Source organism: Streptomyces sp. NPDC005070 (assembly GCF_053600395.1).
This window is the reverse complement of record NZ_JBSFZS010000033.1, coordinates 1-19,261: the sequence shown is the minus strand read 5'-3', so window position 1 is coordinate 19,261 and position 19,261 is coordinate 1. Positions and strand designations below refer to the sequence as shown.

Below are 19,261 nucleotides of genomic sequence, written 5' to 3'. Positions count from 1 at the left end.
CGCCCCGCCGGACACCGCCGTTCGCCGCCCGCCCGGCCTGTGCCGGAACAGGTGCTCCGCGTCGCGGTCTGTACTGAGGGGGACGCGTCCTGTGTTGCTCCACTGGACCAACTTAGGTCGTTTTATGTGTGGAACGGCTCATCGGACACGCCGGAGACCAGCCGAAGGCGGGGCCGTGGAAAGAGCTTGGCCATGCGTTCGATACCTCGCGGGCGGGGGGCGGTCCACGCCGTAGACTGGTGGATCGGCCCGCTCTTCTGGAGGGCCCTTCGCCCATCCTCTCGTACGGGAAGTCGCAACGTGTCGCTCACGATCGGAATCGTCGGTCTGCCCAATGTCGGCAAGTCGACCATGTTCAACGCCCTGACCAAGAACGACGTGCTCGCGGCCAACTACCCGTTCGCCACGATCGAGCCGAACGTCGGCGTGGTCGGCGTGCCCGACGCGCGGCTGGCGAAGCTGGCCGAGATCTTCGGCTCCCAGAAGATCCTTCCCGCCACCGTCGACTTCGTCGACATCGCCGGCATCGTGAAGGGCGCCTCCGAGGGCGAGGGTCTGGGCAACAAGTTCCTCGCGAACATCCGCGAGTCCGACGCGATCTGCCAGGTCATCCGTGCCTTCAAGGACGAGAACGTCGTACACGTCGACGGCAAGGTCTCGCCCAAGGACGACATCGAGACGATCAACACCGAGCTGATCCTCGCCGACCTCCAGACGATCGAGAAGGTCCTGCCGCGTCTCCAGCGGGAGTCGCGCATCAAGAAGGACATCGGCCCCAAGGTCGCGGCGGTCGAGGCGGCCCAGGCCATCCTGGAGAAGGGCGAGACCCTCTTCTCCGCGGGCATCGTCCAGGGCTCGGGCAAGGAGGAGCTGTTGCACGACCTGCACCTGCTCACCACCAAGCCGTTCCTGTACGTCTTCAACGTCGACGAGGACGAGCTGGTCGACGACGACTTCAAGGCCGAGCAGCGTGCCCTGGTCGCGCCCGCCGAGGCGATCTTCCTCAACGCCAAGCTGGAGGCGGACCTCGCCGAGCTCGAGGAGGAGGAAGCGATGGAACTCCTGGAGTCGGTGGGCGTCGAGGAGCCCGGCATGGCGACCCTGGCCCGGGTCGGCTTCGACACCCTCGGCCTTCAGACGTACCTGACGGCAGGCCCGAAGGAATCCCGCGCCTGGACCATCAAGAAGGGCGCCACCGCCCCCGAGGCCGCCGGTGTCATCCACACCGACTTCCAGAAGGGCTTCATCAAGGCCGAGGTCATCTCCTTCGCCGACCTGGTCGAGACCGGCTCGGTGGCCGAGGCCCGCGCCAAGGGCAAGGCCCGCATGGAGGGCAAGGAGTACGTCATGCAGGACGGCGACGTGGTGGAGTTCCGCTTCAACGTGTAGCGGGCGCCGTCTCATCGCGGCGCCGATCCGGCGGACACGCCGATCGCAAGGGGTCCGGCCTTTCGGGGTCGGGCCCTTTGTCCTTCCCTGCCGGGGCGGCGCCTCGGAACCCCGGCCCGTTCGACCGTGGGCGAAGAGCCGGCGAGGGTAGTTACTAACGTCTATGTTGGTAACGCTGAAGTTAGTGTCGTCGGGTCGTGTGTGGAGGTCGGCGGACGTGGTGGATTTCGTGGGCCGTCGCCAGGAGCTGGCGACACTGGAGCACGACCTGGCGGCTCTCCACCGCCAACGGGCCGCTCTCACCGACGAACCCGTTCCCGTCGTGGCGGTCTCGCGCAGCGGAGTCGACTGTCCGGGGCTCGATGCCGCCTACGGCCCCGGCGACTTGCTGGCCGCCTGGCCGTTGTGAGCGGCGTACGGCAGGTGGGGTACGGGAGTCGCTGAAGCCGTCCGCCGGGGTTCAGGGCCGGGCCAGGCCCGTCTTCGCGCCGGCGCCGCACAGCGGCACGACGGCCTCCCGGGTGCCGAGGGCGCCCTCGCGGACCGCCGCCCAGCAGGCCACCCCGGTGGACTCCACATACAGCCCGCGCCCCGCGAGATCCCTCTGCGCGTGCCGGATCTGGTCCTCCGTCACCGTCAGGAAGGCGCCCCCGGAGGCGCGTACCGCGCTCAGGATCTGGCGGGCCCGCGGCGGGCGCGGGATCGTGATGCCCTCGGCGAACGTGGGCGCCATCGGGGTGACGCCGACGAGATCGTCCGCCCCCTCGGACCAGGCGCGGGCCAGCGGGGCGACCGCTGCGGACTGGACGGCGTAGAGGGCCGGCCTCTTGTCGATCAGCCCCGCCGCGTGCAGTTCGGCCACCGCGAGGGCGGCGCCGAGGAGCAGCGTGCCGTTGCCGACCGGCAGCACGACGACGTCCGGCAGACGTCCGCCGAGGTCCTCCCAGAGTTCGTGGACGTACGTCTTCGTGCCGTGCAGGAAGTACGGGTTGAAGACGTGCGAGGCGTAGAACACGCCGTCCTCGTCGGCCGCCTCGCGCGCCGCGTGTGCCGTCGCCTCGCGGTCGCCGTCGACCACCCGCAGCCGTGCCCCGTGCGCCTCGATCTGCTCCAGCTTCTTGGGCGAGGTGCCCTCGGGGACGTACACCGTGCACGGCAGCCCGGCCCGGGCGCAGTACGCGGCGACGGCCGTGCCCGCGTTGCCACTGCTGTCCGCGAGCACCTGCCGGGGCCCGAGCCGCAGCGCCAGTTCGGCCAGCAGCACGGCCCCGCGGTCCTTGAACGACAGCGTCGGCATGAGGAAGTCGAGCTTGGCGAGCACGCCCTCGCGCAGCGGGACCAGCGGAGTACGGCCCTCGCCGAGGCTGACCGTGGGTGCGGCCAGCGGCAGGCACTCCGCGTACCGCCACAGCGAGTTCACCCGGCCGGTGAGGGACGCGAGGGGAGCCGGTGTCGGCGCGAAGTCCAGGTCGAGCGGGCCGCGGCAGACCGGGCAGCACCAGGTGAGCGAGCCGGCGGGGACGCGCGTGCCGTCCGTCGGGCAGAAGCAGTCCGGCAGTGCAGTCATGGATGCAGGTTAGACGCGAGGGCCGGGGGACGGAGCGCTTCGAGGGCCGGGGACGGAGCCCTTCGAGGCTACGGGGGGCGGAGCGCTTCGAGGGTCCGGGACCGGCCATGCTCCGGTTGCCGGCCGACAGCCCCTGTCACGACCCCGCCCGTGCCGTGCTTACGATGCGCCCAGCCAGTCGGCTGTCGTACGCGCGTTCCATCGCGGATGGATGAGGAGCAAGGGAAACCGTGGCCATACCCCCGCCGCCCGGACCGCAGCAGCCCGAGGGGCAGTACCCGCCGCCGGGGACCCCGCCGCATCAGCCCGCACCGTACCCCCGATACCCCTCCCCGCAGGGCTCGTTCCAGCAGCCCCCGCAGGCGCCGTACGCGGGTCCGTACCGGCCCTGGGGGCAGGGCTACTCCCCGTACAACCGGCCCGTTCCCTTCAACGGGCTCGCGATCGCGGCGCTGGTCCTCGGCATCCTCTGCTTCCTGCCCGCCGTCGGGCTGGTGCTCGGGATCGTGGCGCTCGTCCAGATCAAGCGGCGCGGCGAGCGCGGCAAGGGCATGGCGGTGGCCGGCATGGTGATGTCGTCGGTCGGTGTCGTGCTGCTCGCGCTCGCGGTCGCCACCGGGGGAGCGCGCGCGTTCTGGGAGGGCTTCGAGGACGCGGCAGGCGACTCGGGAGGCTCGGCGTTCTCGCTGGAGGTGGGCGAGTGCTTCGACACGCCACGCGGCTCCCTGAAGGGTCTGGCGATCGATGTCGACAAGGTGCCGTGCACGGGCGAGCACGACGCCGAGGCGTTCGCTGACTTCGAGATGGCCGAGGGCGACTACCCGGGGCAGGACGCGATCGCCGACGAGGCCGACCGGCGGTGCTATCTGCTCCGGAACACCTACGCGATGGACTCCTGGGCCGTCCCGGGCGACGTCGCCGTGTACTCCTTCACGCCGACGGCACAGACCTGGCGCACCGGCGACCGCGAGGTGAGCTGCCTGTTCGGGAACACCGACGAGGAGAGCGGCCTGACGGGCTCCCTGCGCAACGACCAGCGCACGCTGGAGCCCGACCAGTACTCCTATCTGAGCTCGGCGGCGGCCATCGACAACGCGCTGGACGGGATACCCGACACCGAGTACATCGACGACGACCTGCCCGGCTACAAGGAGTGGGCGGACCACGTCTCGGAGGCGCTGGCCTGGGAGGCGGACGGGCTGCCCGCCCACAGGTTCGCGCCGGACGCCGCCAAACTCGTCGCGGCCCTGGCCAAGGACCTGGAGCGTTCGGCGAAGGAATGGGCGAAGGCCGCGGACGCGCCGGACGCGGACACCTTCTCCGAGCACTACGAGAAGGCCCTGAAGCTCATCGACCCCAAGAAGACGGTCACCACCCGCAAGGCTCTGGGGCTCGCCACCACCCCGCCGGTGTACGACGACGGAGGGGGCACCGGTAGCGGCGGCGAAGGCGGTGGCGGAATCGAGGTGTGACGGCGGCCACAGTGGGGAGAAAGTGCCTGCGTAATGCCCTCAAGGGCGCGCTTCATCACTTCGAGTGATTCTCTGGCCTTCGCTTGCATGGCACAACCCACGGTTGCCACGCTGTTGCTGTCTGTACAACCTGATGGGAGCGGCTAAGTGACATTCGGTGAGCAGCCGGCGTATCTGCGCGTCGCGGGTGATCTCCGCAAGAAGATCGTCGACGGCTCGCTGCCACCGCACACCCGGCTCCCTTCGCAGGCCAGGATCCGCGAGGAGTACGGAGTCTCGGACACCGTCGCCCTGGAAGCGCGCAAGGTGCTGATGGCCGAGGGTCTGGTCGAGGGCCGCTCCGGCTCGGGCACGTACGTCCGCGAGCGGCCGGTGCCGCGCCGCGTGGCCCGCTCCGGATACCGGCCGGACAGCGGTGCCACCCCCTTCCGCCAGGAGCAGGCCGACTTCGGGGTGCGCGGCACCTGGGAGTCCCGCAGCCGGCAGGTCGAGGCGAGCGGCGCGATCGCCGAGCGGCTGGCCATTCAGCCGGGCGACCGCGTGATGTGCACGAACTACGTCTACCGCGACGGCGGCGAGGCGATGATGCTCTCCACGTCCTGGGAGCCGCTCGCCGTGACCGGGCGTACGCCGGTGATGCTCCCCGAGGAGGGCCCGCTCGGCGGCATGGGTGTCGTCGAGCGCATGGCGGCCATCGACGTGATCGTGGACAACGTCACCGAGGAGGTCGGCGCGCGCCCCGGACTCGCCGAGGAACTCCTGGCGCTGGGCGGCGTGCCCGGGCATGTGGTCGTCGTCATCCAGCGCACGTTCTATGCCTCGGACCGCCCGGTGGAGACGGCGGACGTGGTGGTCCCGGCGGACCGCTACCGGATCGCCTACCACCTGCCCGTGAAGTGACCGCGCGTCACCCGGCCCGCTCGTGAGCCCGGTTGGAATCTGGCCTTTCTCAAGTGAGCGGCCGCGGAACGACTTCGCCCTGCTCGCGGGCGTGCGAGGAGTCGTGCGCGGCGTGTTCGACGGCGCGCGCCCCCCGGGTCGACCCTCCTTACTGGCCGGTTGCGTACCTCTTTGTGTAAACCCGTGTTCGCTGTGTGAAGGTAAGGCGTACGCTCGGGCATATGCGGATTGCGGTTTCGATGGAATGCGGGGTTCGACGGGGGCCCGGGGCGGGAAGTGGAGGGGCGCTATGAACGACAGCACGATCACGCTTCCCTGGCTCGTCATACGGCAGGACGACAACGGCAACCGCTATCGCGTGGGCAGGTACGCGACCCGGGCCGAGGCCCAGAAGATCGCGGACAGCCTCGACGAACGCGGGCACAAACAGCTCTACTGGGTCGAGCGGATCGGGTCGAACGGAACCCGCTGATCCGCCGGGAGCCGGACCTCGTTCCGCTCCCGTAGGCTCCGGCGCATGACGGAACGGATCGTGGTGGTCGCGGGCGTCCTCGTGCGCGGCGGACGCCTGCTCGCCGCCCGCCGCAGTGCGCCCCCCGACCTCGCCGGGCGCTGGGAGCTTCCGGGCGGCAAGGTCGAACCGGGTGAGACCCCCGAACACGCCCTCGTGCGCGAGCTGCGCGAGGAGCTCGGCATCGACACGCGGGCGCTGGAGCGCGTCCCCGGGGAGTGGCCGCTGAAGCCGGGATACGTCCTGGTGGTGTGGGCCGCCCGGCTGCTGCCCGGCTCGGCCGAACCGGAGCCCCTGCAGGACCACGACCAACTGCGCTGGCTGAGTGCCGAGGAGATCTGGGACGTGGACTGGCTGGACCAGGACGTGCCGGCGGTCAAGAGCGCACTCCCGTGGCTCGATCCGGGCGTCTGACGACCCGAGTGCCCCCTCGTGCGCCGTTCGCGCCACAGTGTGCCCCGGGCGCGGTAAAGCTCCACCGATACCGGGTATGTGCCCCTTAACCCCCCGAAACCGGGCATGGGTGGGGTTTCTGGTCTGGGAAGTGATCGGCTTGATCGACACTGACGGCTACTGCGCCGAGTGGACCTTTCCCGCGGAGCCCGGTGCCGTCCGCACCGCCCGCGCCGTCGTCCGGGGACAGCTCCGCGACTGGGACCTCGATTCCCTCGGCGACATCACCGCACTCCTGGTCAGCGAACTGGTGACGAACTCGCTCCGGCATGCCACGGGACCGATCGGCGTCCGTCTCGTACGTCCCGAGGACGTGCCGGGCGCTCTGCGCGTCGAGGTCTCCGACCCGCTGCCGGACCCGCCCCGGGAACGGTCCGCCGACACCTCCGACGAGAGCGGCCGCGGACTCCAGCTTCTGGCCGGCTCGTGCCGGCGCTGGGGCACATGGCCCGCGGACACCGGCAAGACCGTCTGGTTCGAGCTGGCCGTACCGGACTGAGACACCGGGGCCGGCGCGCCCGCGCCGCGTGCGGCCGGATCACGCTCCCGACCGGTGTCGCCTTGTGTGGTTCGACGGGGTGCCACCTGGTTAGAAGACTGGGAGTATGTCGCGGCCGGTCCAAAAACCATCGGGACCGTGCTGTGATCGTGAACACCGTGTCGCGCGGCACCGTAGTGCTGGATACTGCGGGCAGCCGCCCCCGGTGACCGGTGCCGGACGCGGTGAGCTGGAGGGGACGGTTCGCGTGAGCGAGATACCAGCGAAGGCCACGGAGTCCGAGGACCCGTCGGACGGCGCGAGGGCCGATGAGGCGGGCGATGTCGCGCGCGCGGTTCCCGGCGACACGGCGGACGCCACCACGGACGACACCGCGGAAACCACAACGGACTACGCGTCGGACGACGCCGCGGAGGCCACCACGGATCACGCGGCCGACGCCGACGCCGATACGGACTACACGGACTACGCGGACTCCGGTCCGGACGCCGACCGGGCCGGCGGGACGGGCGAGGCCGGCGAGGTGCCGGGTGACGCCATGTGGCAGAGCAGTCCGCCCGGTTCGATCTACGACTACATCAAGGCCGCCTCCTTCTCCATCGGTGCGGACGGGCTCGTCGACCAGTGGAGCCTGCGGGCCGAGCAGATCTTCGGCATCCCGGCGGAGCGGGCCGTCGGCATGGACCCCATCCAGGCGTTCGTCAGCGAGGACCGGCGGGAGTTCGGTCAGCGGAAGATGGCGGAGATCCTGGACGGCCGCGAGTGGACCGGGCTCGTGCCGTTCCGCACACCCGCCGCAGAGGACGCCGACGAGGGCTCCGAGGACTCCGGGGGCAGGGAGGGCCTCGCCGAGGTCTACGTGATGCCGACGACCACCGAGCACGGCGAGCGGGCCGCCGTATGCATCGTGGTGGACGTCCGTACCCTGCGAACGATCGAGACGGACCTGGCCGCCTCGCAGGCGATTTTCGGTCAATCTCCTTTCGGCTTCCTGCTGATCGACACCGACCTTCAGGTCCGGCGCGCCAACCAGCGGTTCGCCTCGATCTTCGGCGGCACGGTCGACGACCACCGCGGCAAGGGTGTCCACGACTATCTTCCGCACGCCGAGGCCGAGCGGGTGACGGCGGTCCTGCGCCGGGTCCTGGAAACCGGCGAGTCCATAACGGACATGCACGTCACCGGGCAGGTACCCGGCTCCGACGAGCGCCGTCACTGGTCCATCAACCTCTACCGGGTGCACAGCGGCAGCGGCCGCCCCATCGGTATCGCGTGGCTCGGAACCGACATCACCTCCCGCCGCGCCGCCGCCCGCGAAGCGGCCGCCGCCCGCCGCAACCTCGCCCTGCTGAACGAGGCGGGCGCCCGCATAGGCAACTCCCTCGACCTGGAGACCACCGCACGCGAGCTCCTGGACGTCGTGGTCCCCGGCTTCTGCGACCTCGCGACGGTCGACCTGTACCAGGGGCTGCTGGCCGGCGACGAGACCCCGCCAGGGCTCGCGGACGGCAGCGCCGAACTCCGCCGGGTGGCCTTCGCCAGCGCCGTCTCCGACGCGCCCCTCGCGGGCGGTCCGGTGCCCGTGGCCGTCGGCGCGGTCCACCACTACCCGTTCAACTCGCCCTGCGCGGACGCCCTGCGCACCGCCCGGCCGCAGCAGATCCCCGCCGACGACGGCGGCCTCATCCAGTCGACGCTCGCGGTCCCGATGGTCGCCCACGACACGGTCGTGGGACTCGCCCAGTTCTGCCGTACGAAGGGCAGCGAGCCGTTCGGGGAGCGCGACCGCGCGCTGGCCGTGGAACTGGCCGCCCGCGCGGCCGTCTGTATCGACAACGCGCGCCTGTACCGCCGCGAGCACGAACGCGCCCTCATCCTCCAGCGGTCCCTGCTGCCCCCGGGCGACCCCGAGGCCTCCGGCCTCGACATCGCGTGCCGCTATCTGCCGGGCAACGCGGCGACGGAGGTCGGCGGCGACTGGTTCGACGTCATCGAACTCCCCGGCCACCGCACGGCCCTCGTCGTGGGCGACGTGATGGGCCGCGGGCTGCGCGCCGCCGTGGCGATGGGCGAACTGCGCACCGCGGTACGCACCTTGGCCCTGCTCGACCTCGAACCCGCCGAGGTCCTCTCGGCGCTGGACGAGATCGCGCGCGGCCTCGGCACCCCCGGAGGGGTCCAGCAGGCCACCCGCACGGCCCGTCAGCCCCGCGACGCCGACCTCTCCGAGGTGTACCTCGCGACCTGCGTGTACGCCGTCTACGACTCCGTGACCCGTCGGTGCACCTTCGCCAACGCGGGCCACCTGCCGCCCGTGCTGGTCGAGCCCGGTGAGACCGCGCTGATGCTCGACGTGCCGCCCGGGATGCCGCTCGGGGTCGGCGGCGAGCCCTTCGAGGAGGTGGAGGTCGAACTGCCGGAAGGCGCGCTGCTGGCGCTCTACACGGACGGACTGGTCGAATCGCGGGACCACCCCCTCGACGAGGGACTGCAGGCGTTCGTGGGCGCCCTCACCGACCCCTCCCGGCCGCTGGAGGACGTCTGCGACCACGTCCTCAACACCCTCGACACCCATCACGGCGAGGACGACATCGCCCTGCTGATGGCGCGTGTCCAGGGGCTGCCCGCCGAGTCCGTCGGCGACTGGACCCTGCCGCGCGAGCCGCGCAGCGTGGGGCGGGCCCGCGAGTACACCCGCGCCCAGCTCGTCGCCTGGGACCTGGAGCCGCTCGTCGACACGACGGAACTGCTGGTCAGCGAACTGGTGACGAACGCCCTGCGCTACGGCGAGGGCGAGATCAGGCTGCGGCTGCTCCTCGACCGCACGCTCGTCTGCGAGGTCTGGGACGCCGGGCTCGTCCAGCCGCGCCGCCGCCGCGCCCGCGACACCGACGAGGGCGGGCGGGGCCTCCAGCTCGTCGGCCTCCTCTCCGCGGGATGGGGCTCCCGCCGCACCCCGCGCGGTAAGACCGTGTGGTTCGAACTCCCCCTGCCGGACGGCGAGACAGGCCTCACGGATCCGGCGGAAGCGCTACTGAGCCTGTTCTGACCGTCGAAGGCTGCGGGGTGAGGGTTGCGGGTTGAGGACTGCGGGTTGAGGACTGCGGGCTGAGCGCTGTACGGGGGGCGCTGCCCGGGCGGTTCAGGTGAAGAACGCCCCCCGGCGGCCCCGGGTGCGGGGGCCGCCGTAGCTCATCGGGCCGCCCTCGCCGTCGCTCAGCAGGATCCCGCCGAGCACCGCGCCGCCCGCTCCGGCGCCCCCACGGCCGCCCGAGGGATTGCCGTACGCCCGTACGTCCCGTTCGGCGAGCCGGCGCGCCTCACGGGCGAGGTCGTCGGCCCGCAGCACCTCGGAGAGCGGGACGGACCCCGGACCGAGCAGCCGCCGCGCCTCCGCCAGCCGGGTCCGCGCCTCGCTGCCCACCGCCCCGCGGTGTGTGCCGATGAAGCACGCGGCCCCGGCGAGCGCGCTGCGCGCGGGCAGCAGCGCCTGGCCGTGCCCGTCGGGGACGTCGCCGCCCCCCGCCCCGGCCAGGCCCGCCCCGGCCTCCGTCACCCGGCGCAGCGCGTCCAGCGGATCGTGGGGCCCGGCGGCCGTCTCGTGACGCACGGCGGAGAGGACGACCTCCGTGTGCCCGAGCGGCCCGACGAGTCCGGCACGGGCCTCCGCCGGGAGCGCTCGGGCCGCGTTCCACGAGGCCTCCGCCGCCGTGATCGCCGAGGGCAGCCCGGCCGCCGCCGAGTCCAGTTCCGCAGCCAGCCGCTCCACGCCGTTCGCCAGGTCGAGTGCCTGCCCCAACGCCCCCTCCGCCGCCCGCAGATGGGCCGCCGCCTTCGCGCCGTCGCCCCGGTCCGCGTACTGGCGTGCTTGGTTGAGATGGGAGGTGGTGAACAGGAGCCGGTCCTTGGCCTGTTCGGCGTCTCCGGCGACCGGGAGCGAGGCGGCGGGGGCGTACCGCTCGTGGAGCTCGGCGAGGGTCGCCTCGGCGTCGCGGATACGCGCGGCGACCTCCCGGAAGCGGGCCTCCGCGGACTCCAGCGCGGCCACCGCGTTCCGCTCCAGCGCCCGGATCTGGTCCAGCCCCGGTGCCGCCGCGTCCAGCCGCTCCCCGGCCTCCCGGCAGTGGGCGATGATCTCCTCCAGGACCTCCCTGCGGTCGCTCTCGTCCCGGGCCGGGTCCACGCCGGCGGCCTCCGTCTCGTCGAGGCGCTGCCGCAGCCGGAAGGCCGCGGCGAGCCCGGCTTCCGCGTGCCTCAGGTCGTAGACGTACGGCTCGATCGCGTCGCCCGCCGACCGGTCCTCGGCGAGGGCGAGCTCCTCGGCCCCGACGCGTACGCAGTCGTCGGTCTCGACGAGCAACCGCCGCGCCCGGTCGTCGAGTTCGTGCAGGGGGATGATCTCCGGGTCGCCGCCGGGTGTCGTCCGGGTCGTCGCCCGCCGCCTGCGGCGCCCGTAGCCGTACGCCGCCAGCGCGCCCGCGGCGCCGACCGCGACCAGGGGCGGCACGAGATCGCCGGTCGTCGTCCCGTCCTGCGCGGTCGTGACCGGCCGGGCGGCGACGCCCGTGTCCCGCGCCCGGGCCACCGGGGCGTCGGCTCCCGCGCGCGCCAGCGGCAGCACCAGCCAGCCCATCGCGACCAGCCCCCCGAGCACGGCATGCGCCACCCGCACGGCTATGTGCGACGGGACCCGGCGCGACCGGCGGCGGCTCAGGGGCGACGTCACATTTGGGAGCGTATGGCCGTTCGAGCGCCTCCGCGACCGGTATACGAGGAGTTGGGGTCAGTTGGGGTACGGGAGGGATCGGGGTGTACGGGAGGGGCGCGGGGGTCGTTCTCGCGGGCGCCCTCGCCGCCCGGGGCCGTACGGGGCCCCCGCGATACGTTCGCCGCGGGACGCCGTCATCCGATGACGGCCCGGGTCCCGCGTGCGATGATCACGGCACGTGCCCCTGTCCGGCACGCGGGGGAGTGGGGGTTCGATGCACTGGTATTTCGTCGGGTTCGCCGCACTGATCGTCATCGCGCAGGCCGGATTCGGGATCGCGGCCATCGCGCGGTACTGGATCCCGCCGTGGGCGCGTCGCAGGGTCGTGCGCCCGAAGCTGTGGGGCTGGGGGGCGCTGACGGGGGCCGTGGGGTGGTCCCTGTTCATGTTCCTCGGACCGTTCCACGGACCCGACGCCGAGTTCACGCCCTACGCCCTGGGCGGGATGGGCCTGTTCATCGCGAGCCAGGTGGTCCAGATGATGGGGCAGCACCCGGGCCGACGCCCCGTGGTCCCGCCGGACACCGAAGGGCGGTGACGGCAGGACGCGCGCGGACCAGGGACGGCGCGCCGCCCCCGTCCCCGCTCGGGCCCTCGCCTACGTCCGCCGCCGGCCGATCTTCGATCCCAGCCACACGAGCGGGTCGTACTTGCGGTCGACCGCCCGCTCCTTCAAGGGGATCAGCGCGTTGTCCGTGATCTTGATGCCCTCGGGGCAGACCTCCGTGCAGCACTTGGTGATGTTGCAGTAGCCGAGACCGTGCTCCTCCTGGGCCGTGCGCTTGCGGTCCAGGCCGGAGTCCGCGGCCGCGTCCAGCGGATGCATGTCCAGCTCCGCCACCCGCATCAGGAAGCGCGGTCCGGCGAACGCGGGCTTGTTCTCCTCGTGGTCACGGACCACATGGCAGGTGTCCTGGCACAGGAAGCACTCGATGCACTTGCGGAACTCCTGCGACCGGTCGACGTCCTCCTGCATCATCCGGTACTCGCCGGGTCCGACACCGGCGGGCGGCACGAAGGCGGGCACCTCCCGCGCCTTGTCGTAGTTGAAGCCGACGTCGGTCACCAGGTCCCGTACGACCGGAAAGGCGCGCAGCGGGGTGACGGTGATCGTCTCCTCCCGGGTGAACACCGACATCCGCGTCATGCACATCAGCCGGGGCCTGCCGTTGACCTCCGCCGAGCACGAACCGCATTTGCCCGCCTTGCAGTTCCAGCGCACGGCGAGGTCGGGAGCCTGGGTCGCCTGGAGCCGGTGGATGATGTCGAGGACGACCTCGCCCTCGTTGACCTCGACGCCGAAGTCCTCCAGGCCGCCGCCCTTCACATCTCCACGCCACACCTTGAAGCGGGCCTCGTAGCTGCTCACTCGTACAGCTCCTCTTCGGCGAGGTACTTGACCAGCTCCTCCTTCTCGAAGAGGGCGAGCAGGTCGGGGCGGATGGGCTGGGTGGTCTCGTTCACCAGGTCGATCTGTCCGGCCACCGGGTCGGTGACGGCCAGCCCGCCGGTCGGATCGGTGAGCCGGCACAGCAGGTTGATCCGACGCCAGGAACGTTCCATCGCCGGGTGGTCCTCGCGTGTGTGGCCGCCCCGCGACTCCGCGCGCTCCAGCGCCGCCCGGGCGACGCACTCGCTGACCAGGAGCATGTTCCGCAGGTCCAGGGAGAGGTGCCAGCCCGGGTTGAACTGACGGTGGCCCTCCACCCCGGCGCGGCGCGCCCGTACCCGCAGCTCGGCGAGCTTCTCCAGGGCCCGCTCCATCTCGGCCTCGCGGCGGATGATGCCGACCAGGTCGTTCATGGTCTGCTGGAGCTCCTGGTGCAGGGTGTACGGGTTCTCGGGCGGCTGCGAGACGACGGCGGGCGCGCCGCCGGCCGACGTGGCGGGGACGGACTCGGGTCCCTCGGCGGAGAAGGGCCTCAGCGCCTCCGCGGCGGCCTCGTCGACCTGGGTGTCGTCCAACGGCGGACGGGTGTCCTCCCCGGTGAGACCGGCCGCGTACTCCGCCGCGTGCCACCCGGCCCTGCGCCCGAACACCAGCAGGTCGGAGAGCGAGTTGCCGCCGAGGCGGTTGGAGCCGTGCATGCCGCCCGCGACCTCGCCGGCCGCGAACAGCCCGGGCACCCCGCGCGCCGCCGCCGTGTCCGAGTCGACCGCGATACCGCCCATCACGTAGTGACAGGTGGGCCCGACCTCCATGGCCTCGGCGGTGATGTCGACGTCGGCCAGCTCCTTGAACTGGTGGTACATGGAGGGGAGCCGGCGCCGGATCACCTCGGCGGGCATCCGGGTCGACACGTCGAGGAACACTCCGCCGTGCGGTGATCCGCGGCCCGCCTTGACCTCGGAGTTGATGGCCCGCGCCACCTCGTCGCGCGGCAGCAGCTCCGGAGGACGCCGGTTGTGGTCCGGGTCCTCGTACCAGCGGTCGCCCTCCTCCTCCGACTGCGCGTACTTCTCCTTGAAGACGTCGGGGATGTAGTCGAACATGAACCGCTTGCCCTCGGAGTTGCGCAGCACCCCGCCGTCACCGCGCACCGACTCGGTGACGAGGATGCCCTTGACCGACGGCGGCCAGACCATGCCGGTCGGATGGAACTGCACGAACTCCATGTTCAGCAGCGGCGCCCCGGCGAGCAGCGCCAGCGCGTGTCCGTCGCCCGTGTACTCCCACGAGTTGGACGTCACCTTGAAGGACTTGCCGATGCCGCCGGTGGCGATCACCACGGAGGGCGCCTCCAGGACGAAGAAGCGCCCCGACTCCCGCTCGTAGCAGAAGGCCCCGGAGACCCGTTGTCCGTCCTTCAATATCCGTGTGACGGTGCACTCCTGATAGATCTTCAGGCGCGACTCGTAGTCACCGGTCTCCCGCATGTCCTCCTGCTGGAGGGACACGATCTTCTGCTGGAGCGTGCGGATCAGTTCGAGGCCGGTGCGGTCGCCCACGTGGGCGAGGCGCGGATACTCGTGGCCGCCGAAGTTGCGCTGCGAGATCCGCCCGTCCTTCGTCCGGTCGAAGAGGGCGCCCCAGGTCTCCAGCTCCCAGACCCGGTCCGGTGCTTCGCGGGCGTGCAGCTCGGCCATCCGCCACTGGTTGAGGAACTTGCCGCCGCGCATGGTGTCGCGGAAGTGGACCTGCCAGTTGTCGCCGGAGTTCACATTGCCCATGGCGGCCGCGATGCCGCCCTCGGCCATCACCGTGTGGGCCTTGCCGAACAGCGACTTGCAGATCACCGCCGTTCGGGCGCCGCGCTCGCGTGCCTCGATCGCGGCACGCAGTCCGGCGCCACCGGCACCGACCACGACGACGTCCCACTCCTGTCGGTCGACCACGGACATCAGGGGGCTCCACCCAATCTAGAAGAAGCGCGGATCGTCGAAGGCGCCGGACGCGACCAGGTACACGTAGAAGTCGGCGAGCGCCACGCTCACCAACGATGCCCAGGCCAGCAGCATGTGACGGGCGTTCAGTTTCCCGACCCACTGCCACATCCGGTACCGCACGGGGTGCTTGGAGAAGTGCTTGAGCTTCCCGCCGACGATGTGCCGGCAGGAATGGCAGGAGAGGGTGTACGCCCAGATCAGCGTGATGTTGACCAGGAACACCAGCGTGCCGAGGCCCATGTGGCCCCAGGCGTAGTGCTCGTCGCGGAAGGAGAGCACGGTGTCGTACGTGAGGATGCCGGCGACGACGAGGGCCGCGTAGAAGAAGTACCGGTGGATGTTCTGCAGGATCAGCGGGAAGCGGGTCTCGCCGGTGTACTTCTTGTGCGGCTCGGCGACCGCGCAGGCCGGCGGGCTCGCCCAGAAGCCCCGGTAGTAGGCCTTGCGGTAGTAGTAGCAGGTCAGCCGGAAGCCGAGCGGGAAGACCAGGATGATGATGGCGGGGGAGATGCCCCACCAGCTCCCGAACAGGTCCGCGTTCGGGCCCGAGCGCATCGTCCCGCACCGCTCGGCCAGACAGGGCGAGTAGAACGGCGAGACGTAGGGCGCCGCGTAGTAGTGCGTGTCCGAGAAGGCCCGCCACGTCGAGTACACGATGAAGGCCAGCAACCCGGCCGCGGTGGCGGCGGGCGCCAGCCACCAGCGGTCGGTCCGCAGATGCGGGGCGGCGATCGCGGCGCGCGTACCCGTTCGTACACCGCCGCTGTTCAGATGAGGTTCCGTACCAGTGGCCAACTTCGCACTCCGGTCGGGTTCGGGGGTGCGCCGATGTCGCGGGCGCTAGTGGGAGGGACCGTGGTGCGCGCCGAGACCCTCGTCGTCGGAATCGGTCCACAAGGAGCTGTCGTACGGGGTGTCGGAGACGGTCACCAGGTCGGGCAGCCTGCCGGAGGCCGACACCGCCGGCCCGGGTCCGGTGGGGCGCCTCGGGGAGGGTCCGGCGGCCTCGCGCAGCAGCGCGAGGCTCTCCCGCAGGTGGTCGGCGTCGGCGCGCACTCGGCGCATCTCCAGACCGGTGCCCATCTGCTGTTCCAGGCGCCGCACCGACCGCTGCAGATCGTCGAGGCTGCGCTGGACTGACGTCAGGTCGTCGTGCACGGACATGACTTGCCCTCACTTCCGTGGGCCCCGCGGCCTTCAGGCGGCAACGTTCATGCGCCTGCGAGTGTTGCGCGTCACAAGGTCCCGTGTGAAGGCGTGTGCACGGATTGAAGGCCGTCGCGCTCCAGAACGAACACCGTGCGCCGCCCTTTCCGCCCGTGCGCCGGTCGAATTCCCCGCGCGCCCGGGAGCGGACCGGAGGGCCGCGCGGCAGGCCGGACGGCACGACGGACCGGGCGCCGGTGCCCTACCCCCGTGTGCGCGGTGTCCGGATACAGACCCGCGGGGCGGCCCCGGCGCGATTCCGGATACGGGCCCGGGGCGCTGCCCTCCGGCTCGATTCCGGATGAGACCCGTGGCGGGGCCCGGCGCGGTTCCGGATTGCGCCGCACGAGTGGGGTTCCCCGCCCCCGTCGCCGTGTCGCCGCCTCCCCTCCGCCGCTCTGCTCTTCAGTTGGCACGTAGATCGGATCAACTCACTAATACCGCCGAACGGGACCAGAAACGGACCAGCTCCCGCGGCGGAGCGTCCCCCGGAGGTTGCAGTGATGTCCCACGAAGGCGTCGGACTGCGCGCGGTGATGCGCTCGGCCGCATTTCTGACCGCGGGCGTGCTCGCGGTACCCGCCCTCGCCGCGTGCAGTGCGGACGACGAGGCGGACAGACCCGTGGCGGTGCAGGACATCGCGCCCGCGTCCCGTGGCCTGATCGCCGACGGCGGCACCCTGCGCTGGGCCGTGGACGCCGTACCGGAGACGCTGAACGCGTTCCAGTCGGACGCCGACGCGGCGACCACCCGTGTCGCCGGTGCGGTCCTGCCGTCGATGTACCGGCTCGACGCGAACGGCCGGCCGAAGATCAACTCCGACTACCTGGAGTCGGCGAAGGTCGTGGGCACGTCGCCCAAGCAGGTCGTGCTGTACAAGCTCAACCAGCAGGCCGTGTGGAGCGACGGACGCGAGATCGGCGCCGCCGACTTCGCGGCCCAGTGGCGCGCCCTGTCCGGCAAGGACTCCGCGTACTGGACGGCGCGCAACGCCGGTTACGACCGGATCGAGAAGATCGAGCGGGGCAAGAACAACCTGGAGGTCCGGGTCACCTTCAGGCGGCCCTACGCCGACTGGAAGGCGCTGTTCTCGCCGCTGTACCCGAAGGACGTCATGGGTACCGCGGACTCCTTCAACGACAGCGCGCGGAGCAAGCTCAAGGTCAGCGCGGGGCCCTTCGCGGTGAAGACGGTCGACCGGAAGACCGGCCGGGTCCGCCTCACGCGCAACGCCCGCTGGTGGGGCCGTCCCAGCAAGCTCGACGAGATCGATCTGGTGGCCGTCGCCCGGGACAAGCGGGCCGAGGCCCTCGCCGACGACAAGCTCGACCTGGCCGAGATCGACCCCGCCGAGGCCGAGCAGGTCACCCTCGCCGCCCGGCACAAGGACGGCGCCCCGTTGCAGGGGGCCTCCGCGACGAGCGAGAAGAGCGGGAAGGCCACGTCCGGGAAGAAGGACGAGACGGACGAGTCCGAGGAGGAGGACGGGAAGAACCCGGCGGACGAGAAGAGCGACACGGACGAGAGCGCCGAGCACGAGAAGACCGAGAAGACCGAGAAGACCGCCAAGCACGAGAAGAGCGAGAAGGCCGAGAAGGCCGAGAAGGCCGAGAAGGCCGAGAAGGGCAACAAGGACGAGGACAGCGACAAGAGCGAGAAGGCGGCCGAAAAGGCCGGCAAGGACGAGGACGGCGAGAAGAGCGAGAAGAGCTCTCAGCACGACAAGACCGACGACGGCGAACGGGACGACGAGAGCGAGAAGGGCGAGTCGGGCACGAAGGGCAGCGGGGCCGGCGCGAGGAAGGCTTCCTCGGGTTCGGGACCGAGCGCCTTCGTGGTCCGCAAGTCCCTCGAACCCGCCTTCACCCAGCTCGCCCTCAACGGCTCCGAGGGCCCCCTCGCCGACGAGCGCGTCCGCCGCGCGGTGGCCCGTGCCCTGAACCGCAAGGAACTCGCCCGGGCCGTCCTCCGGCCGCTCGGTCTGCCCGCCGAACCGGTCGGCAGCCACCTCGCCCTCGCGGGCCAGGCCGCGTACGCCGACAGCAGCGGCGCCCTCGGCAACCAGGACGCCGCCGAGGCGCGGGCGCTGCTCGCGGACGCCGGGTGGGTGCCGGGCGGTCCGATCACGGAGCAGAAGAAGACGGAGAAGGCCGCCGGCTCCCAGGGCAAGAAGAGGGACGGCGCCGAGGACGGCAGGCCGAGCGGCGGCGGGACGTACGTCCTCGGCGACGACGACAAGCCCTCCGGGGTGGGCCGGGAGCCCGCCCAGGACCCCAGGGACCACGCGCGGAAGCAGGAGCAGCAGACCGGCGTGAGGCAGGGCGCCCACACGGACGAGCAGGCCGCCCGGCACATGGACGGCCGCCAGTACGCAGGGCAGGGCGGGCTTCCGGGGGCGTACGCGCCCAGGGGGACGGCCGCTCCGGCGGGCGCGGCGTCCAATGTCCTCGCCAAGGACGGTAAGCCGCTGGCGCTGCGCTTCGTGGTGCCCTCGGGCGCGGGCTCGGAGTCCCTCCGGCTCGTGGCCGACCGGATCGCGCGGATGCTCCAGCGCGTCGGTGTCCGTACGGACATCACGAAGGTCTCCGACGAGAGCTACTTCAAGGACCACATCGCCTCGGGCGACTACGACCTGGCGCTCTACTCGTGGCCCGCCTCCGCCTTCCCGGCCACCGACGCCCGTCCGATCTACGCCAAGCCCGTGCCGGCGGCGGACGGCTCGCTGAGCGTCGAGCAGAACTACACCCGCGTCGGCACCGACCAGGTCGATCAGCTCTTCGACCAGGCGCTCTCCACCCTGGACGAGGGCGAGGAGCGCTCCCTGGTCCGCAAGGCGGACGCCCGCATCTGGGCCGCCGCCGGCTCCATCCCGCTCTACCAGCGTCCTCAGCTCGCCGCGGCCCGCGTCGGCCTGGCGAACACCGGGGCGTTCGGATTCCAGACCCCGGTGTACGAGGACATGGGCTTCCTGAAGAAGGGCGCGAAACCTTCGGCGAGCCCGTCGAAGAGCCGGTGACCTGCGGGTGAACGGCCCGGGCCCGCCCTGTGGATGATGTACGGCTTGGTGTAACCACCTTGCTGCCAGGCCGACTTGACGTCACAGACGGC

The 19,261-nt window shown here is 71.5% G+C and carries 15 protein-coding genes and 1 pseudogene; 10 read left to right on the top strand and 6 right to left on the bottom strand.

What is annotated here, in order from left to right; all coding sequences use genetic code 11:
- Positions 1-300 precede the first annotated feature (300 nt).
- Both ychF and ACWEBX_RS13860 read left to right on the top strand, forming a co-directional pair.
- Entirely contained in the window at positions 301-1,389 is a 1,089-nt protein-coding gene (ychF, locus tag ACWEBX_RS13865) for a redox-regulated ATPase YchF (protein ID WP_451885074.1), read from the top strand.
- 262 nt (positions 1,390-1,651) lie between these two features.
- Positions 1,652-1,798 (top strand): annotated as a pseudogene (locus ACWEBX_RS13860) (ATP-binding protein); the annotation flags it as partial.
- Between the two features lie 51 nt (positions 1,799-1,849).
- Here ACWEBX_RS13860 and ACWEBX_RS13855 read toward each other — a convergent pair.
- Entirely contained in the window at positions 1,850-2,956 is a 1,107-nt protein-coding gene (locus tag ACWEBX_RS13855) for a threonine synthase (RefSeq protein WP_451885073.1), read from the bottom strand.
- A gap of 230 nt (positions 2,957-3,186) precedes the next feature.
- On the opposite strand from ACWEBX_RS13855, the gene ACWEBX_RS13850 reads away from it, so the two are divergent.
- From ACWEBX_RS13850 to ACWEBX_RS13825, 6 genes are all read left to right on the top strand, one after another.
- Entirely contained in the window at positions 3,187-4,428 is a 1,242-nt protein-coding gene (locus ACWEBX_RS13850; RefSeq protein WP_451885072.1) for a DUF4190 domain-containing protein, read from the top strand.
- Positions 4,429-4,575: 147 nt separating this feature from the next.
- A complete protein-coding gene (locus ACWEBX_RS13845) occupies positions 4,576-5,328 on the top strand; it encodes a GntR family transcriptional regulator (RefSeq protein ID WP_451885071.1) in 753 nt (250 codons plus the stop codon).
- A gap of 289 nt (positions 5,329-5,617) precedes the next feature.
- Entirely contained in the window at positions 5,618-5,800 is a 183-nt protein-coding gene (locus ACWEBX_RS13840; protein WP_451885070.1) for an SPOR domain-containing protein, read from the top strand.
- Positions 5,801-5,845: 45 nt separating this feature from the next.
- The gene (locus ACWEBX_RS13835) at positions 5,846-6,253 is read left to right on the top strand and encodes a (deoxy)nucleoside triphosphate pyrophosphohydrolase (protein WP_451885069.1); all 408 of its coding nucleotides are present in this window, start codon (positions 5,846-5,848) and stop codon (positions 6,251-6,253) included.
- 130 nt (positions 6,254-6,383) lie between these two features.
- A complete protein-coding gene (locus tag ACWEBX_RS13830; RefSeq protein ID WP_451885068.1) occupies positions 6,384-6,791 on the top strand; it encodes an ATP-binding protein in 408 nt (135 codons plus the stop codon).
- A gap of 247 nt (positions 6,792-7,038) precedes the next feature.
- Entirely contained in the window at positions 7,039-9,840 is a 2,802-nt protein-coding gene (locus ACWEBX_RS13825) for a SpoIIE family protein phosphatase (RefSeq protein WP_451885067.1), read from the top strand.
- A 93-nt stretch (positions 9,841-9,933) separates the two neighbouring features.
- On the opposite strand, the gene ACWEBX_RS13820 is transcribed toward ACWEBX_RS13825, so the two are convergent.
- Positions 9,934-11,517: a hypothetical protein gene (locus ACWEBX_RS13820; RefSeq protein WP_451885066.1), complete on the bottom strand. Its 1,584-nt coding sequence runs from the start codon at positions 11,515-11,517 to the stop codon at positions 9,934-9,936.
- A gap of 256 nt (positions 11,518-11,773) precedes the next feature.
- Between ACWEBX_RS13820 and ACWEBX_RS13815 the strand changes: the two genes are divergently transcribed.
- The gene (locus tag ACWEBX_RS13815) at positions 11,774-12,097 is read left to right on the top strand and encodes a hypothetical protein (RefSeq protein ID WP_451885065.1); all 324 of its coding nucleotides are present in this window, start codon (positions 11,774-11,776) and stop codon (positions 12,095-12,097) included.
- Between the two features lie 60 nt (positions 12,098-12,157).
- On the opposite strand, the gene ACWEBX_RS13810 is transcribed toward ACWEBX_RS13815, so the two are convergent.
- From ACWEBX_RS13810 to ACWEBX_RS13795, 4 genes are read right to left on the bottom strand one after another with little or no spacing between them, the layout of a single operon-like run.
- The gene (locus tag ACWEBX_RS13810; protein ID WP_387298727.1) at positions 12,158-12,928 is read right to left on the bottom strand and encodes a succinate dehydrogenase/fumarate reductase iron-sulfur subunit; all 771 of its coding nucleotides are present in this window, start codon (positions 12,926-12,928) and stop codon (positions 12,158-12,160) included.
- Positions 12,925-14,901, bottom strand: a complete 1,977-nt coding sequence (locus ACWEBX_RS13805; RefSeq protein ID WP_451885064.1) for a fumarate reductase/succinate dehydrogenase flavoprotein subunit — start codon at positions 14,899-14,901, stop codon at positions 12,925-12,927. The genes ACWEBX_RS13810 and ACWEBX_RS13805 overlap by 4 nt, the downstream gene beginning before the upstream one ends.
- 18 nt (positions 14,902-14,919) lie before the next feature.
- A complete protein-coding gene (locus tag ACWEBX_RS13800; RefSeq protein ID WP_451885063.1) occupies positions 14,920-15,741 on the bottom strand; it encodes a hypothetical protein in 822 nt (273 codons plus the stop codon).
- 45 nt (positions 15,742-15,786) lie between these two features.
- Positions 15,787-16,110, bottom strand: coding sequence for a hypothetical protein (locus ACWEBX_RS13795; RefSeq protein ID WP_365480134.1), 324 nt, complete (start codon positions 16,108-16,110; stop codon positions 15,787-15,789).
- Between the two features lie 545 nt (positions 16,111-16,655).
- Here ACWEBX_RS13795 and ACWEBX_RS13790 point away from each other — a divergent pair.
- On the top strand, positions 16,656-19,169 hold the full coding sequence (locus ACWEBX_RS13790) for an ABC transporter substrate-binding protein (protein ID WP_451885062.1): 2,514 nt from the start codon (positions 16,656-16,658) through the stop codon (positions 19,167-19,169).
- The last annotated feature ends 92 nt before the right edge of the window (positions 19,170-19,261 follow it).

Coding starts and splice junctions, on each gene's coding strand:
- ACWEBX_RS13835 (WP_451885069.1), top strand. CDS start 5,846: ATGACGGAACGGATCGTGGTGGTCGCGGGCGTCCTCGTGCGCGGCGGA.
- ACWEBX_RS13855 (WP_451885073.1), bottom strand. CDS start 2,956: ATGACTGCACTGCCGGACTGCTTCTGCCCGACGGACGGCACGCGCGTC.
- ACWEBX_RS13790 (WP_451885062.1), top strand. CDS start 16,656: ATGTCCCACGAAGGCGTCGGACTGCGCGCGGTGATGCGCTCGGCCGCA.
- ACWEBX_RS13795 (WP_365480134.1), bottom strand. CDS start 16,110: ATGTCCGTGCACGACGACCTGACGTCAGTCCAGCGCAGCCTCGACGAT.
- ACWEBX_RS13840 (WP_451885070.1), top strand. CDS start 5,618: ATGAACGACAGCACGATCACGCTTCCCTGGCTCGTCATACGGCAGGAC.
- ACWEBX_RS13815 (WP_451885065.1), top strand. CDS start 11,774: ATGCACTGGTATTTCGTCGGGTTCGCCGCACTGATCGTCATCGCGCAG.
- ACWEBX_RS13805 (WP_451885064.1), bottom strand. CDS start 14,901: ATGTCCGTGGTCGACCGACAGGAGTGGGACGTCGTCGTGGTCGGTGCC.